Origin of the sequence: Streptomyces sp. NPDC058701 (assembly GCF_042715295.1) — a bacterium.
GTDB lineage: Bacteria > Actinomycetota > Actinomycetes > Streptomycetales > Streptomycetaceae > Streptomyces.
This window is the reverse complement of record NZ_JBHXSY010000039.1, coordinates 47,441-62,856: the sequence shown is the minus strand read 5'-3', so window position 1 is coordinate 62,856 and position 15,416 is coordinate 47,441. Positions and strand designations below refer to the sequence as shown.

Here is a 15,416-nt window from a genome sequence, read left to right as displayed (position 1 = left end):
GCTCAGCTTCTGGCGCTGCATCAACAGGTCGTTGAGCAGGCTGGAGGCGCCGAAGCGGAACCAGTGGTTGCTCAGCCAGTCCTCGCCCACGGTCTCGTTGACCAGGACCAGGAACTTGATCGCGTCCTTGGTGGTGCGGATGCCGCCGGCCGGCTTCACGCCGATCTGGATGCCGGTCTGCGCGCGGAAGTCACGGACGGCTTCGAGCATCAGCAGGGTGTTGGCGGGGGTGGCGTTCACCCCGACCTTGCCGGTCGACGTCTTGATGAAGTCGGCGCCGGCCATCATGCCGATCCAGGAGGCGCGGCGGATGTTGTCGTACGTCGACAGCTCGCCGGTCTCGAAGATGACCTTGAGGCGGGCCGCGGTGCCGTCGGGGCGGACACAGGCCTCCTTGACGGCCTTGATCAGCTCGTACGTGTCCAGGTAGCGGCCGGCGAGGAAGGCGCCACGGTCGATGACCATGTCGATCTCGTCCGCGCCGGCGGCCACGGCGTCCGCGGTGTCCGCGAGCTTGACCGGCAGGGCGGCCCGGCCGGCGGGGAACGCCGTGGCGACGGAGGCCACCTTGACGTCGGCGCCGTTCAGCGCCGCCTTGGCGGTGGCCACCATGTCGGGATACACGCAGACGGCGGCCGTCGTCGGGGTGGTGCGGTCGGTCGGATCGGGGATGACGGCCTTGGCGGAGAGCGCCCGGACCTTGCCCGGGGTGTCCGCGCCTTCCAGGGTCGTCAGGTCGATCATCGAGATGGCCAGGTCGATGGCGTACGCCTTGGCCGTCGTCTTGATCGAGCGGGTGCCGAGGGCGGCCGCGCGGGCCTCCAGGCCGACAGCGTCGACGCCGGGCAGCCCGTGCAGGAAGCGGCGCAGCGCACTGTCGGACGTCGTCACGTCAGCGAATGCGGTGAGGGTGGTGGGCATGGTCACCACATGAGCATATCTACGCGCGTAGCGACCTGTCACCCCCCTTCCCCGATTCCGGTGCGGAATCGACACCTCCGCTCGCTCCGGCCCGCCCGCCGGGCTGGGAGCGGCGCCGACCTCGTCCACCGGGACGGCGTGGGGCAGAATCGACCGCATGAGCAGCCAGCCGCAGCCGACCGACGAGCCCGTCTACGACGACCGGGTCTACCGCTCCCCCATGGCCGTCGTCACCGGGGTGCTGCTGCTCGGGCTGACCGCCTGGCTCTGCGGGGACGCCGCGGTCCGGGGTTCGGGGAACACGCCGTGGATCGCGCTCGCCCTGGCGCTGTGCGCGGTCCCGCTGATCGTGGCGTTCACCATCCGCCCGGCCGTCTTCGCCAACGACGACCGGATGCGCGTGCGCAACCCCTTCCGGGTCGTCGAGCTGCCCTGGGCGGCCGTGGACACCGTGCGCGCCGGGTATTCGGCCGAGGTGCTGGCCGAGGGGTCCACGTACCAGCTCTGGTCGGTGCCCGTGTCCCTGCGGGAGCGCAAGAAGGCGAACCGGCGCCAGCTCAGCCGCCGCGGCGGACTGACCGGCCGCGGCTTGGCCGCCCCGGCGCAGAACGGCGCCGCCGCCGAGCCCGCCGAGCCGCAGCGGGCGGGCGCGGACCGCGTCGTGGACGAGCTGCGCGAGCTCGCCGAGCGCGGCGCCTCGCGGGCGGGCGCCCAGGGCGGGGTGCGCGTGCACTGGTCGTACGAGGTCATCGCCCCCGCCGTGGCCGGGGCCGTGCTGCTGATCGTCCTGCTCGCCGTCGGCTGACACCCCGGCCGGCGTGGCCGGCGCCACACCCCCGCCGGTGCGGAACCGGCGCTACCGGTGACGCGTCCTCGCAGGTGTGCAGCGTCATGAGGACGGCGGAAACGCCGCCACCGCCATTCATCTCCGGCTCCGGCTCGCGGCCGGCGCCCTGCTCGCCGCTCATCTCCTGGTCGTCGGCTGGCTCACCCTGCGGCCGCTGGACCTGCCCTGGGCGGCGGCAGCCAATCTGAGCCCGCTGGAGGGGATCAGGGCGGACCTGGCGCTCGGGCCGCTGGAGGCCGCCCGGCGGATCGGCGAGGCGCTGGCGCTGCTGGCTCCGCTGGGGGTGCTGCTGCCGCTGGTCAGCGGGCGGCTCGCGCCCTCGCGGCTGTCCGCGTGGTCCTCGCTGACCCGGACCGCCGCCGCGGGCGCCCTGGTCTCGGTGTGCATCGAGCTGCTCCAGACCGCCGTCCCGGGCCGGGTCGTCGACGTGGACGCGGTCCTGCTGAACACGGTGGGCGTACTCCTCGCCCACGCGGCCGTCGTACCGGCGCTGCGGGCCCGGATGCGGCGCGCGCGGACCGCGTGTCAGGGGGCGACCCCGAGAATTACCAGGGTCGGGGTGGGCCCCTGGACCGAGGTCGTATCGGCGGTCCAGCGGGAGTATTGAGGCATCGCACGACACGCGATCCCGACGAAGGAGAAACCATGAGCGCCCTGGCCCGCCCCCGTGACGGACGTTGGATAGGCGGCGTCTGCGCCGCGCTGGCGCGTCGCTTCGGAACGTCTGCGAACACGATGCGCGTCATCTTCGTCGTCTCGTGCCTGCTCCCCGGCCCGCAGTTCCTGGTCTACCTGGCGCTGTGGCTGCTCCTGCCGAACGACAAGACCGCCTCCACCGCCTGGTAGACCTCCCGGGGATCAGCCGGCCAGCCGGACCTTCTCCAGCTGCTTGTCCGCCACTTCCTGCGGCACCAGCGCCTTCTGCTCGGCGGCCGCCACGTTGAGGGCCATCAGCCGTACGACGGTGTCGCCCTCGCGCACGACGACCAGGTGGACCCGCGCCGAGACGCCCTGGGCGGCCGCGGTCGTGGTCCAGCTGACGCTCTCGTCGCCGGACGTCGTGTACGCGGCGGCCCGCACGTCGCGGTAGCTGCCGGTCTGCTTCTCGACGGTGGCGGAGAAGCCCGTGGCACAGGCGGCGACGGCCGCCTTCAGACGGCTGATCAGGGCTTTGGCGTCGGCCTCGGTGTACGAGCTGACGGAGGCGGAGACGGCGAGGCCGATCTGCTTCTGGGAGCCGACGCCGCGGTTGACCGTCTCGCGGGCGGCCGGGTCCGGCTTGTCGCCCATGACGTCCGCCAGCGGCTGGCAGGCCTTGCGATCGGCCTGTGGCTGGCCGTCGGGGGCGTTCGGATTCTTGCCCTGGGCGGAGATCTGGTAGCCGGGCAGGTCGCCCTGTTCCAGCGCGGCCCGCTCCGCCTTCGTGCCGCCGGTCTTCGGCGTGCCGGTCGTGGCGGGGGCCGACGCGGTCGGGGCCGGGGCGCCGGGCGCACCGGAGGCGGGGCGGGAGGAGCCCTTGGGGTCCGGGGCCTCGCCCTTGGCGGGAGTGTCCGTACTGCTGCATCCGACCGCCGCGACGAGCAGGGCGGGGACCAGCGCGACCAGGGTCGCTCGTGCCTTCATTCGCATGACCAAAGACCTCATACCGATTGCTTCGGCGGGCAGTTGGTGGTGATCGTGGCACACGGCACGGCGGGGCACACACCTCGTCGAGGAGGCGTGCGCCCACCGCGCGCGCGTTCGGGTCGCGGCAGCGTCAGGTCAGCCGCCGAGGCCGTTCAGGGCGCCGGTGGCCGGGGCCAGGCCGCCGAGGAGGCCGGTGATCGGCGCGGCGGGGTCGGAGGACTCGCCCTGCTGGCCTCCGACGTTCTGCTGGCTGGTGGCTCCCTGGAGCGCGCCGGTGGCGCTGGTCAGTGCGTCGGTGAGGCCGACGGCGGGGACGGCTGCGGAGGCGGTACCGGCGGCGACGACGGCGAAGGCGGCGCCGAGAGCGGCGACACCGAGGGTCTTGGCAGCTGACTTCTTCATGAGATCGTCCTTGTGACGGGGAATTGAGCGGCTCCGCAAACTAGTCACTTCGAACCCCCGCCCGCAAACATCCGTAAATACGAGAAAGCGCCCGGGAATTGCTCCTCCCGGGCGCTTTCAGTACGTCATGCCGTGGCCTAGGCCGAGACGGAACCCCTGGTGGAAGCGGTCTGCTGGAACAGCCACTCCGACTTCAGCTCCGCGTATCCGGGCTTGATGACCTCGTTGATCATGGCCAGTCGTTCATCGAAAGGAATGAACGCGGACTTCATCGCATTGACGGTGAACCACTGCATGTCGTCCAGCGAGTACCCGAAGGTGTCGACCAGGTGCTCGAACTCACGGCTCATGCTGGTGCCGCTCATCAGCCGGTTGTCGGTGTTGACGGTCAGCCTGAAGTGCAGTTTCCGCAGCAGACCGATCGGGTGCTCGGCGTACGAGGCGGCCGCGGCCGTCTGCAGGTTCGAGGTCGGGCACATCTCCAGGGGGATGCGCTTGTCCCGTACGTACGAGGCCAGGCGGCCGAGCTTCACCGTGCCGTCGGCGGCGACCTCGATGTCATCGATGATCTTCACACCGTGACCGAGGCGGTCGGCGCCGCACCACTGCAGGGCCTGCCAGATCGACGGCAGGCCGAAGGCCTCGCCCGCGTGGATGGTGAAGTGGTTGTTCTCGCGCTTGAGGTACTCGAACGCGTCGAGGTGGCGGGTGGGGGGGAACCCGGCCTCGGCGCCGGCGATGTCGAAGCCGACCACCCCGTTGTCGCGGTAGCGGTTCGCCAGCTCGGCGATCTCCAGGGCGCGGGCCGCGTGGCGCATGGCGGTCAGCAGGGCGCCGACGCGGATGCGGTGGCCGTTGGCCCTGGCGCGGCGCTCGCCCTCGCGGAAGCCGTCGTTCACGGCCTCGACGACCTCTTCGAGGGTCAGGCCGGCTTCCAGGTGCTGCTCGGGCGCGTACCGGATCTCGGCGTACACGACGCCGTCCTCGGCCAGGTCCTCGGCGCACTCGGCGGCGACCCGGAAGAGGGCCTCCTTCGTCTGCATGACCGCGCAGGTGTGCGCGAACGTCTCGAGGTAGCGCGGGAGGGAGCCGGAGTCGGCGGCTTCCCGGAACCAGATGCCGAGCTTGTCGGCGTCGGTCTCGGGGAGGTTCTCGTAGCCGGCCTCGCGGGCCAGCTCGATGATGGTCCCGGGGCGCAGTCCACCGTCGAGGTGATCGTGCAGGAGCACCTTCGGGGAGCGGCGGATCTGATCCGGGGTCGGCAGGTTGAGGGTCTCGCTCGTCATCTGGGCACTCTAGCTCCTACGCGCGTAGAGCGTGCCCCGGCGACGGGGGTCGATATGTAACAGAGACCGCGCGGACGGATGGCGTACGCCTCGGGGTCTGAGACTGTTCCGCCATGGCACAGCATGCGCCGCCGGCGCGCGGGGCCCGCTTGGGGCGGGCGGCCGGCGCGAACGGTTCGGTCACGACGGTCAACGGTGTGGTGCTCCTGCTTCCCGGAGCGTCCAGATTCTCCCCCGGTCCCCTGCGCCCGCTCGCGCGGGCGCTGGCCCGGGCGGGCGGAACGGAGGGGCTGGCCGCGCACACGGTCCAGCACGGCGGGGACGCCCCCCGCGAGGAGCAGGCGCGGTGGGCGGTGGACGAGGTGGTGCGGCGCTACGGCGACGTGCCGGTGTGCCTGGCCGGCTACGGCGCGGGCGGCCTGGCCGCGCTGCGGGCGGCGGGGCACGAGGCCGTCAACTCCGTTCTGGCGATGGCCCCCTGCCTTCCGGAGGCGGGGGCGGCCGCGCAGGCGCCCGAGCCGGTGAAACACCTGGCGGGGCGGCGGGTGCTGATCGTGCACGGCACGAACGACGCGCGCAGCGACCCGGAGGCCTCGTTCCTGCTGGCGGCGCGGGCGAAGAAGGCGAACCGGGCGACGTGCCGGTTCGAGGTGCACTCGGACGGGCACGGGCTGCGCGAACACCAGGCGGAAGTCGTGGCGCTGGCCGTGGACTTCGCCCTCGGGTCGGTGTTCTCGGACCGGTACTCGCGCCCGGTGACGGACGCCCTGGCGGCGCCCCCGCCGCTGGGCCTGCGGATGCCGCTCGCCTCCGGCTTCGGCAGGCCGCCGCGGCGCTGACGCGCCGGGCCGCCCGGCCGTCCCGGCGCCCGCCCGGCACGAGGCCCGAGCCGGGCCGGGCGGCCGGGCGTACAGTGAGATCGAGGACTCGGGGACTTCTCCCCGGAGGCGATGATCATGGCCGATCTGGTGTGCAAGAACTTCGACGCGGCCGACGAGACACGGCCCTTCCTCGCCGGCAAGGGCCGGCTGGACCTGCTGGAGACGGACGGCGGACAGGTCGGCCGCGCGGTGTTCGAGCCGGGCTGGAAGTGGTCGGAGCACATCAAGCCGCTGGCCGGCACCGAGAGCTGCGAGTCCGCGCACACGGGATACGTGGTGAGCGGCCGGATCCGGGTCGTCATGGACTCCGGGGACGCCGTCGAGGCCGGACCGGGCGACTTCCTCCAGGCGGCTCCCGGGCACGACGCCTGGGTCCTGGGCGACGAGCCCTGCGTCCTCCTGGACTGGACCGGATACGGGAACTACGCCAGGCCGCCCTCCGGCTGAGGAATCAGGCGGGCGGGCGGGGCCTGGCCCAGCAGGCCCGTGGCGCGGTCCAGCGTGCGGGCCAGGGAGCCGGGGGTCGCGGCGGTCGCCAGGACGTACGCGTGGTGCAGGGCCCCCGTCGGAGCGCGTCGGACGGTGGCGCCCGCCGGTATCTCCAGCTGGACCCGCACCACCCCCGGCACGGCGCGGGCCGCGGCGATCCCCGGGCGCACCCCGTCGAGGCGGCGGCCGGGCGGGAAGTCCACGTACCGCAGCCCGGCGCAGGCGGCGCGGGGGCTGCGCGCCGGATCCGGCAGGCGCAGCCCGGACGCGAGCGCGAGGCCGAGAACGTCGGTGCCGTGGGCGAGCCGGAGCAGCCGGGCGAGCTCCTCGACGCCGGGGCGGGCGTGCGCCTCGATCAGGCGGGGGCCGTGCCGGGTGAGGACGACCTCGGTGTGGGAGGGGCCGTCGCCGTGGCCCGCGAGGTCGAGGACGCCCCGCACGAGGGCCCGTACGGCGTCGGCGGTGCCGGGGTCCAGGGGCACGGGCAGTTCGTGGCCGGTGGCGGTCAGGCCCGGGCCCGTCCGGCGGCGGGCCCAGCCGAGGACGCGGTGGCGGCCATCCCGGGACAGGGCCTCGACGGCGAGCTCGGGGCCGTCGAGGTACTCCTCGACGAGGAGGTCGGTGACCTCCGGGTAGGCGAGGGCGGCGGCAGACGCCTCGGCCTCGTCGCGGACGAGGCGGACGCCCTCGCCGTCGCCGCCGGCCCGCGGTTTCACCACGCAGGGGTAGCCGATGAGGGCCGTGACGAAGGGGAGGGTCGCGGCGCGGCCGCAACGGGCGAAGGAGACGGGCCGGGCGGGGTGCAGCGCGTTGGAGCGGGCCCGCAGGGCGGCCTTGTCCATGAGGGCGGTGACGGCGGCGGCGGGGGTGCCGGGCAGGCCCAGTTCCTCGTTGGCGCGGGCGGCCGCCAGGGCCGAGGCCGCGTCGAAGCCGAAGACGGCGGCGCGGCCCTCGCGGACCTCCTCCATCCGGCCGACGGCGCCGACGAGGCGGCGGTGGTCGCGCCAGTCCGCCCGTACCCGCCGCTCCGCCCCCTCACGGTCGGACGGCACCGGTGGAACCGGCGCGACCACCACGGTGCGCGCTCCCGCGCGGCGGGCGGCCGCCACCACGGCGGGTCGAGGGCTCAGCAGGACGGCAACGGGCTCCCGCCCCTCGATGGGTGTCCGCTGCCGCATACCGCGCTCCCCCTCACGCCGTGCGACCACTGTGCCGCTTCGGCATATGCCGGTAGCGGCCGGGCACGCGTCGTCTTGCCGCCTTGCGGGAACACGAGGGGTTTACAAACGGACACACCCCGGGACGAATACGCATATGCCAGCCGACCCACCCGGAGAGCACGAGGAGCTGAGCCCCACGGCCCGGCGCCTCTACGCGTACGCCGTCGAGCGGCACGACTTCGGCGCCGCCGAGGCGACCGAGGCCCTCGGCGTGCGCGCGGCCGCCGCGATCACCGAGCTGGCGGCCGCGCACCTGCTCCAGCGGGCGCCCGGCGGCGCGCCCGACCGGTGGAGCGCGGTCGCGCCCCGCGCGGCGGCGGCCCGGGCGCTGGCCCCGCTGGCCCTGCTCGTACGGGAGACCCACGACGAGATGGACCGGCTGCGGGGGCGGCTGGAGGCCCTGGTTCCGGCGTACGAGGCGGGGGCCGCGCACCGGGACCCGAGCGGTGGTTCGGGGCGGCTGGAGCTGGTGACCGACCTGGGCGCCGTACGGGGTCTGATCGCGGAGCTGGTCGCCTCCTGCGAGCGGGAGCTGCTGACCTCCCAGCCGGGCGGCGGCCGGCCGCTGGAGACGCTGGAGGAGTCGATCGGGCGGGACGAGTCGCTGCTGGCGCGCGGGGTCCGGATGCGGACCATCTACCAGCACACGGCGCGCTACTCGCGGCCCACGGCGGCGTACGTGGAGCGGGTGACGGCGCTGGGCGCGCAGGTGCGGACGCTCGGCGACGGGCTGATGCGGATGCTGGTCTTCGACGCGCACACGGGCCTGATGGCGGTGCCGGACCGCAGCGGGGCGGCGCTGGTGGTGCGGGAGCCGAGCGTCGTGCACTTCATGACGGCGGCGTTCGAGCGGTCCTGGCTGGGGGCCCAGCCGTTCCCGGTGACGGTGAGCCCGGAGGCGGCCCGGTCGATCTCCGACGAGCTGCGGCAGACGATCGTGCGGCTGCTGTCGGAGGGGCTGGAGGACAAGGTGATCGCCCGGCGGCTCGGCATGTCCGAGCGGACGTGCCAGCGGCACATCGCGGAGATCATGCGGGCGGTGGGGGCCAAGTCCCGCTTCCAGGCGGGATTCCTGCTGTCCGCGCACCCGGTGCCGGATCCGGAGCGGGAGCGGGAGCGGGAAGGGGGGACGGAACCTACGCCGGTGGCTCCAGCTCCGGGATGAGGCGGCCGCGGCGGGACAGCAGGAAACGCTTGAACTCGGCCACCGGCGGGGTGTCCGGGTGGCCGTCGAGCCAGGCGACGCCGATCTCGCGGACCGCGCGCGGGGCGGTGACCGTCAGCTCGACGACTCCCGGGCGGGCCACGGCCGGGGGCGGCAGCAGGGCCACGCCGAGTCCGGCGGCGACCAGGCCGCGCAGGGTCTCGGCCTCCTCGCCCTCGAAGGCGACCCGGGGCGTGAAGCCGGCCTCGGCGCACAGGTCGTCGGTGATGCGGCGCAGGCCGTAGCCGGGCTCCAGGGTGACGAAGGTTTCCTCGGCGGCCTCGGCGAGGCGGATGCGCTTGCGCCCGGCGAGGCGGTGGTCGTCGGGGACGACCAGGCGCAGCCGCTGCTCGTCCAGGCGGCGGGCGACGAGGTCGGGGGCGTCGGGGAGGGGCGAGGTCAGGCAGAGGTCGAGCTCGCCGGCGCGCAGCCGCTCCAGCATGGCCTCGCCGTAGTTCTGGACGAGCGAGAAGCGGATGCGGGGGTGGTCGGCGCGGAAGGCGCGGATCAGGCCGGGCACGGTCTCGGAGCCCAGGGTGTGCAGGAAGCCGAAGGCCACCTTGCCGGCGGTGGGGTCGGCGTCCTGCTGGACGGACTCGGCGGCGCGGGCGATCCCGTCGAGGGCCCGCTCGGCGGAGGCGAGGAAGGTGTGGCCCGCGGTGGTGAGGGCGACCGTACGGCCCTTGCGGGCGAACAGCGCGACGCCGAGGTCCTGTTCGAGCCGGACCATGGCCCGCGACAGGGTCGACTGGGGGACGCCGAGCTCGTGCGCGGCGCGGGTGACGTGCTCGTGCCGGGCCACGGCCGCGAAGTACGCGAGGCGCGGGGCCAGCAGGCGTGTCATCGCCATGTCTTCTTCGTAACGGTTCATCGACATGCGCCGTCCTGAGCTGTGCTGATGCGTGAGTGGAACGATTATCACGAATCCGTGCATTGGACGCATGAAAACCACGGGCCTACCTTCGACGTATGCCTCCCGCTCATACCGGGGCACCCGTCATCCCGGGTGCCTCCACCTCGTCGTTCGCCGAACCCGCGCCGGAGCCGGCGCCCGCATCCGCGCCGCGGTCCGCGCCGCGGTCGGCGCCGCCCGCCGCCGCCCCCGAGGGCCGCGAGCCCGGCCGCCCCGGTTACCGCCGCATGAGCCTCGCGCTCTTCGCCGCCGGCCTCGCCACCTTCGCGCTCCTCTACTCCACGCAGGCGCTGCTGCCCGCCGTCTCCGCGGGCTTCGGCGTGACGGCGGGTCAGGCCAGCTGGACGGTGTCCGCGGCCACCGGCGCGCTCGCGCTGTTCGTCCTGCCGCTGAGCGCGCTGTCCGAGCGGTTCGGACGCACCCGGATGATGACCTGGTCGATGGTGGTGGCCGTGGCCGTGGGCCTGCTGGTGCCGTTCGCGCCGAGCCTGGAGTGGCTGGTCGTCCTGCGCGGCGTCCAGGGCGCGGCGATCGCCGGCATCCCGGCCTCCGCGATGGCGTACCTCGCGGAGGAGGTGAAGCCGAAGGCGCTCGTCGGCGCGATCGGCCTGTTCGTCGCGGGCAACTCCATCGGCGGCATGAGCGGCCGTCTCGTCACGGGCTGGGGGGCGCAGCTGGGCGGCTGGCGGGTGGGCCTGCTGTCCGTGGGCCTGTTGTCGCTGGCCTGCGCGGCGGCCTTCCTGGTGCTGCTGCCCCGGGCCCGGTTCTTCCGGCCGGCGTCGCTGAACCCACGCGCGGTGGGCCGTACGGTCTCCGGGCACCTGCGGGACCCGCTGCTGCTGCGGCTGTACGGGATCGGCGCGCTGTTCATGACCGTCTTCGGGGCCGTGTACACCGTGATCGGCTACCGGCTCGTCGACGAGCCGTTCTCGCTGGGCCAGGGCGTGATCGGGTCGATCTTCCTGATCTACCTGGTCGGCACGGTCTCCTCGGCCGCCGCCGGCCGGCTCGTGGCCCGTGCGGGGCGGCGCGGCGCGCTGTACCTGGCGGTGACCACCACCGCGCTCGGGCTGCTGTTCTCCCTGGCCGACTCCCTAACCCTGATCCTCGCCGGGCTGGTGCTGATCACGGCGGGCTTCTTCGCGGGCCACGCCGTGGCGTCCGCCGCCGTGAGCCGTACGGCGAAGACGGGCCGGGCGCAGGCCTCCGCGCTCTACCAGTCGGCGTACTACCTGGGCTCCAGCGCCGGCGGCACGCTGGGCGCGCTCGCCTACCACTCCGCCGGGTGGGCGGCGACGGTGGGCATCGCGCTGCTGGCCGTGCTGGGCGTCGTGTCGATCACGCTGTACGGGTCGCACGCGGCCCGCGCGGAGCGCCGGACGATGACGGCCGCGGCCGTCGCGCGCTGAGGGAATCTACGCATCCCCTCCAGGTAACCCGTGGTTGTTTTCCGGGCATTGAACCGGTAGGACAGCAGTCCGAGGACAAGGGGAGGACCTGATGGGGGAGAAGCGCACGCGCGTGAGGCGGCGGGCGGCGGTGGTGTTCGCGGCGGCGGCTGCGATGGCCGTACCGGTGGTGGTCGCGGGGGGCGGCGCGGCGCAGGCCGCCTCGTGCAACCTGACGACCGGGCCGTACCAGCGGCAGGTGGAGCAGTTCCTGGGGCGGCCGGTGGACGGGATCCAGTCGGCGGCCGACTGCAATGCCATCAAGGCGTTCCAGGCCACCCACGGGATAACCCCGACGCAGGGGTACGCCGGGCCGCTGACCTGGCAGACGATGAGCCTGATCCTGACCCAGTGGTCGGTCGGACCCAATCCGAACAAGGACGGCAGCTGTCCGACGAACCGGGGGCGGATCGCCTGCGTCGACCTGACGCGGCAGATCAGCTGGATACAGGACGGCTCCACCGTGAAGTACGCCCCGGTGCCCGTGCGCACCGGCAAGGACGGCACCGAGACCCGGACCGGCCTGAAGTCGATCTACTACCGCAGCATCAACCACTGGTCGACGATCTACAACGTCTCGATGCCGTACTCGCAGTTCTTCGACGGCGGGATCGCCTTCCACTCGACCACCAAGAGCATGTGGAACCCGCCGGGCTCGGGGGGCTGCGTGAACATGCGGACCGCCGACGCCAAGGCGTACTGGAACATGCTGGGCAACGGGAACTCCGTCTACGTCTACGGGCGCAAGCCCGGCACGTAGACGCCTCCGGCTGCCGTTGTCGGACCCCTCGGGTAGTTTCCGGAGTATCGGAAGCCACCTGGGGGAACGACAGCCATGAGCGACCTCGCGACGACACCGCCGGAACCGGATCTGGACACCGCGATGGACCGGTACCGCATCGAGCTCACCGGTTACTGCTACCGCATGCTCGGCTCCGCCTTCGACGCCGAGGACGCGGTGCAGGAGACGTACATCCGCGCCTGGCGCGCCCGGGAGAAGTTCGAGGGCCGCTCGTCGCTGCGCTCGTGGCTGTACCGGATCGCCACCAACGTCTGCCTGGACCTGCTGAAGGCCGGGAACAAGCGGGCCCGCCCCATGGACCTCACCGCCCCGCAGCACCAGGCCTCGGCCGTGCTGAACGAGCGGTCGGAGGTGACCTGGCTGGAGCCCGTGCCGGACGGCCGGGTGCTGCCGCAGACCGCCGATCCCGCCGAGACGGCGCTGGCCAAGGAGTCCGTGCGGCTGGCGTTCGTCGCCGCGCTCCAGCACCTGCCGGCGAAGCAGCGGGCCGTGCTCATCCTGCGGGAGGTGCTGGCCTGGAAGGCCGACGAGGTCGCGCAGCTCCTGGACACCACCACGGCCTCGGTCAACAGCGCCCTCCAGCGGGCGCGGGCGACGCTCGCGGGCCACGCGCTGCGCGAGAGCGACCCGGCGGATCCGCTGGACGCGGAGCAGGCGAAGCTGCTGGAGCGCTACCTGGCGGCGTTCGAGGCGTACGACATCTCCCGGCTGACCGCGCTGCTGCACGAGGACGCGGTGCTGTCGATGCCGCCGTTCGACCTGTGGCTCCGGGGCCACGAGGACATCGCCGCCTGGCACCTGAACCAGGGCATCGGCTGCAAGGGATCCCGGCTCGTCCCGACGACGGCGAACGGCATGCCGGCCTTCGGGCAGTACCGGCCGGCGGCCTCCGGGAAGGGTCACACCCCGTGGGCGCTCCAGGTGCTGGAGATCTCAGACGGGAAGATCGTCGGGCTCAACGCCTTCCTGGACACCGCCCGGTGGTTCCCGCTCTTCGGCCTCCCCGAGCAGCTCCCCTAGTCCCACGAGCTCCAGCAGACCGAGCAGACCGGGCGCGGCCCGCACCCGGAGGGGGACGCCGAGGCGCCGGGCGGTCAGTGCGGCCCGCGCGAGGGCCTGGACGGTCGCGAGCGTGGGCGCTGCGACCGCTCCCGCGTCGAGCACGATCCCGACGGGCCCGTCACGGCACATTTCGTACACGCGCGCGCACAGCTCGGCCGTATCCGGCTCCGGTCCCTCCACCGCCAGGGTTCTGGTCTCCACACGAGGCAGACCCCCGGCCCCACCCGAACTCATCGGCGGGGCGGGGAGGCACCGCCTACGGGCGGGGGAAGGCGAAGGAGTCGAGGATCAGGTCGAACGGCTCGGGCAGGTGGAAGGCCTCGCCGAACTTGGCGGCCGCCAGGACCCGGTACGTCCCGTCGCTGGGCTCGCCGTACAGGTGGATGGTCGGGATGCCGGACGAGTGCGGGTCGATGAGGAGGTAGAGCGGGGCGCCTGCCGCGGCGTAACCCTGGAGTTTGGCGACGCGGTCGTTCACGGCGTTCGACTTCGAGGTGATCTCGACGACGAGCTCGGCGACGGCTGCGGGAGCGAAGTTCTCTCCCTTGGGAACCGCGTCCCTCGGCACGACCGCGAGGTCCGGGATGTAGAGACCGCCGCGGCTCGGCACAGCCAGATTGAGGGTCTGGAAGACACCCCAGTCATCGGGGATCGCGGTGTAGAGACGCCTCTGTACCAGCTCGGCGATCAGGTTGTGGTTGTTGACGGGCGGTGGTGCCACGGTGACGATCCCCTGGATGATCTCCACCTTGCAGCCCTCCGGCGCGTCCAACTCCTCCCGGAGGTGGACGACCGAATCCCAGTCGTCACCGCTCGGAGGCTGGTGCTCGACTGCGAGTGCGCCCATGGTGTGCTCCTATCGCTTCGCCACCGATCCCAGCGTGCCGAACGGGACCGGTGGGCGTCCACCGGTCCCGTTCAGCCGTACGAGTGAGTACAGGTCAGGCGATGCGGTCCAGCACGATCGGCGTGGCGGCGAAGGACGTGCCCGCCGGGGCCACGTCGTAGGAACCGTCCAGCGCGGAGAGGGCGTACTCGAACTTCTCCGGGGTGTCCGTGTGCAGCGTCATCAGCGGCTGGCCGGCCGTGACCGTGTCGCCCGGCTTGGCGTGCAGCTCGATGCCGGCGCCCGCCTGCACCGGGTCCTCCTTGCGCGCGCGGCCCGCGCCGAGGCGCCAGGCGCCGACGCCGACGCCGTACGCGTCGAGGCGGGTCAGGACGCCCGAGGACGGGGCGGTGACGACGTGCTGCTCGCGGGCGACCGGCAGGGCCGCGTCCGGGTCGCCGCCCTGGGCCGCGATCATCCGGCGCCACACGTCCATCGCGGAGCCGTCGGCCAAGGCCTTTTCCGGGTCGGCGCCCTTGATGCCCGCGGCGTCCAGCATCTCGCGGGCCAGGGCCAGGGTCAGCTCGACGACGTCGGAGGGGCCGCCGCCGGCCAGGACCTCGACGGACTCGCGGATCTCCAGCGCGTTGCCGGCGGTGAGGCCGAGCGGCGTGGACATGTCCGTGAGCAGGGCGATCGTCTTGACGCCGCTGTCGGTACCGAGGGCGACCATGGTCGAGGCGAGCTCGCGCGCGTCCTCGATGTTCTTCATGAAGGCGCCGGAGCCGACCTTGACGTCGAGGACGAGGGAGCCGGTGCCCTCGGCGATCTTCTTCGACATGATCGAGGACGCGATCAGCGGGATGGCCTCGACGGTGCCGGTGACGTCGCGCAGGGCGTAGAGCTTCTTGTCGGCGGGGGCCAGGCCGTCGCCCGCCGCGCAGATGACGGCGCCGGTGGTGTCCAGGACGTGCAGCATCTCCTCGTTGGAGAGCAGCGCGCGCCAGCCCGGGATGGACTCCAGCTTGTCGAGCGTGCCGCCGGTGTGGCCGAGGCCGCGGCCGGAGAGCTGCGGCACGGCCGCGCCGCAGGCGGCGACGAGCGGGGCCAGCGGGAGGGTGATCTTGTCGCCGACGCCGCCGGTGGAGTGCTTGTCGGCGGTCGGCCGCGAGAGGGAGTCGAAGTTCATGCGCTCGCCCGAGGCGATCATCGCGGCGGTCCAGCGGGCGATCTCGGTGCGGTTCATCCCGTTCAGCAGGATGGACATCGCCAGCGCCGACATCTGCTCGTCGGCGACGACACCGCGCGTGTACGCGTCGATGACCCAGTCGATCTGCTCGGGGCTCAGCTCGCCGCGGTCCCGCTTGGTCCGGATGACGGAGATGACGTCCATGGGTGACTTCCTTCTACGCGCATAGAGAGAGGGGGTACGGAGGGGGAGGGAGGAAGACGACGGCCCTCCGCCCGGGAGGGGGCGGAGGGCCGTCGG

At 73.1% G+C, this 15,416-nt stretch carries 17 protein-coding genes; 9 read left to right on the top strand and 8 right to left on the bottom strand.

Annotated elements, in window-relative coordinates; translation table 11 throughout:
- Positions 1-921: deoxyribose-phosphate aldolase (gene deoC, locus ACFWW8_RS30420; RefSeq protein WP_386533790.1), on the bottom strand; the 921-nt coding region annotated here is incomplete at its 3' end.
- 157 nt (positions 922-1,078) lie between these two features.
- Here deoC and ACFWW8_RS30415 point away from each other — a divergent pair.
- The 3 genes from ACFWW8_RS30415 to ACFWW8_RS30405 all read left to right on the top strand — a co-directional run bounded on the left by ACFWW8_RS30415 (position 1,079) and on the right by ACFWW8_RS30405 (position 2,614).
- Complete coding sequence (locus ACFWW8_RS30415) at positions 1,079-1,726, top strand: PH domain-containing protein (protein ID WP_386533769.1); 648 nt, start codon at positions 1,079-1,081, stop codon at positions 1,724-1,726.
- 76 nt (positions 1,727-1,802) lie between these two features.
- Complete coding sequence (locus ACFWW8_RS30410; RefSeq protein WP_386533766.1) at positions 1,803-2,375, top strand: VanZ family protein; 573 nt, start codon at positions 1,803-1,805, stop codon at positions 2,373-2,375.
- Positions 2,376-2,413: 38 nt separating this feature from the next.
- Positions 2,414-2,614, top strand: a complete 201-nt coding sequence (locus ACFWW8_RS30405) for a PspC domain-containing protein (RefSeq protein WP_386533763.1) — start codon at positions 2,414-2,416, stop codon at positions 2,612-2,614.
- Positions 2,615-2,626: 12 nt separating this feature from the next.
- Here ACFWW8_RS30405 and ACFWW8_RS30400 read toward each other — a convergent pair whose 3' ends face one another.
- The 3 genes from ACFWW8_RS30400 to ACFWW8_RS30390 form a co-directional block, all read right to left on the bottom strand.
- On the bottom strand, positions 2,627-3,391 hold the full coding sequence (locus ACFWW8_RS30400; RefSeq protein ID WP_386533761.1) for a hypothetical protein: 765 nt from the start codon (positions 3,389-3,391) through the stop codon (positions 2,627-2,629).
- Between the two features lie 138 nt (positions 3,392-3,529).
- A complete protein-coding gene (locus ACFWW8_RS30395) occupies positions 3,530-3,796 on the bottom strand; it encodes a hypothetical protein (RefSeq protein ID WP_267723247.1) in 267 nt (88 codons plus the stop codon).
- 137 nt (positions 3,797-3,933) lie between these two features.
- Positions 3,934-5,082, bottom strand: a complete 1,149-nt coding sequence (locus ACFWW8_RS30390; RefSeq protein WP_386533758.1) for an adenosine deaminase — start codon at positions 5,080-5,082, stop codon at positions 3,934-3,936.
- A gap of 113 nt (positions 5,083-5,195) precedes the next feature.
- On the opposite strand from ACFWW8_RS30390, the gene ACFWW8_RS30385 reads away from it, so the two are divergent.
- Together ACFWW8_RS30385 and ACFWW8_RS30380 are read left to right on the top strand one after the other, a co-directional pair.
- Positions 5,196-5,921, top strand: a complete 726-nt coding sequence (locus tag ACFWW8_RS30385) for an alpha/beta hydrolase (RefSeq protein ID WP_386533755.1) — start codon at positions 5,196-5,198, stop codon at positions 5,919-5,921.
- 117 nt (positions 5,922-6,038) lie between these two features.
- Positions 6,039-6,410 (top strand): cupin domain-containing protein, encoded by a 372-nt coding sequence (locus ACFWW8_RS30380; protein ID WP_386533753.1) that lies wholly within the window; start codon positions 6,039-6,041, stop codon positions 6,408-6,410.
- Here ACFWW8_RS30380 and ACFWW8_RS30375 read toward each other — a convergent pair.
- A complete protein-coding gene (locus ACFWW8_RS30375) occupies positions 6,386-7,630 on the bottom strand; it encodes an ATP-grasp domain-containing protein (protein ID WP_386533750.1) in 1,245 nt (414 codons plus the stop codon). The two genes, ACFWW8_RS30380 and ACFWW8_RS30375, sit on opposite strands and share 25 nt — an antisense overlap.
- 136 nt (positions 7,631-7,766) lie before the next feature.
- Between ACFWW8_RS30375 and ACFWW8_RS30370 the strand changes: the two genes are divergently transcribed.
- The gene (locus ACFWW8_RS30370) at positions 7,767-8,837 is read left to right on the top strand and encodes a LuxR C-terminal-related transcriptional regulator (RefSeq protein WP_386533748.1); all 1,071 of its coding nucleotides are present in this window, start codon (positions 7,767-7,769) and stop codon (positions 8,835-8,837) included.
- Here ACFWW8_RS30370 and ACFWW8_RS30365 read toward each other — a convergent pair.
- Positions 8,809-9,747 carry a LysR family transcriptional regulator gene (locus tag ACFWW8_RS30365; RefSeq protein ID WP_386533787.1) on the bottom strand — a complete coding sequence of 313 codons (939 nt, stop codon included), beginning with the start codon at positions 9,745-9,747 and terminating at the stop codon, positions 8,809-8,811. The genes ACFWW8_RS30370 and ACFWW8_RS30365 overlap by 29 nt on opposite strands.
- 98 nt (positions 9,748-9,845) lie before the next feature.
- Here ACFWW8_RS30365 and ACFWW8_RS30360 point away from each other — a divergent pair, with 98 nt between their 5' ends.
- From ACFWW8_RS30360 to ACFWW8_RS30350, 3 genes are all read left to right on the top strand, one after another.
- Positions 9,846-11,198: an MFS transporter gene (locus tag ACFWW8_RS30360; protein WP_386533745.1), complete on the top strand. Its 1,353-nt coding sequence runs from the start codon at positions 9,846-9,848 to the stop codon at positions 11,196-11,198.
- A 91-nt stretch (positions 11,199-11,289) separates the two neighbouring features.
- Positions 11,290-11,997, top strand: a complete 708-nt coding sequence (locus ACFWW8_RS30355; RefSeq protein ID WP_386533743.1) for a L,D-transpeptidase family protein — start codon at positions 11,290-11,292, stop codon at positions 11,995-11,997.
- 75 nt (positions 11,998-12,072) lie between these two features.
- Entirely contained in the window at positions 12,073-13,059 is a 987-nt protein-coding gene (locus tag ACFWW8_RS30350) for a sigma-70 family RNA polymerase sigma factor (RefSeq protein ID WP_386533740.1), read from the top strand.
- A 298-nt stretch (positions 13,060-13,357) separates the two neighbouring features.
- On the opposite strand, the gene ACFWW8_RS30345 is transcribed toward ACFWW8_RS30350, so the two are convergent.
- Entirely contained in the window at positions 13,358-13,948 is a 591-nt protein-coding gene (locus ACFWW8_RS30345) for a Uma2 family endonuclease (protein ID WP_386533739.1), read from the bottom strand.
- Positions 13,949-14,042: 94 nt separating this feature from the next.
- Positions 14,043-15,320, bottom strand: coding sequence for a thymidine phosphorylase (locus ACFWW8_RS30340; protein ID WP_386533736.1), 1,278 nt, complete (start codon positions 15,318-15,320; stop codon positions 14,043-14,045).
- Between the last annotated feature and the right edge of the window lie 96 nt (positions 15,321-15,416).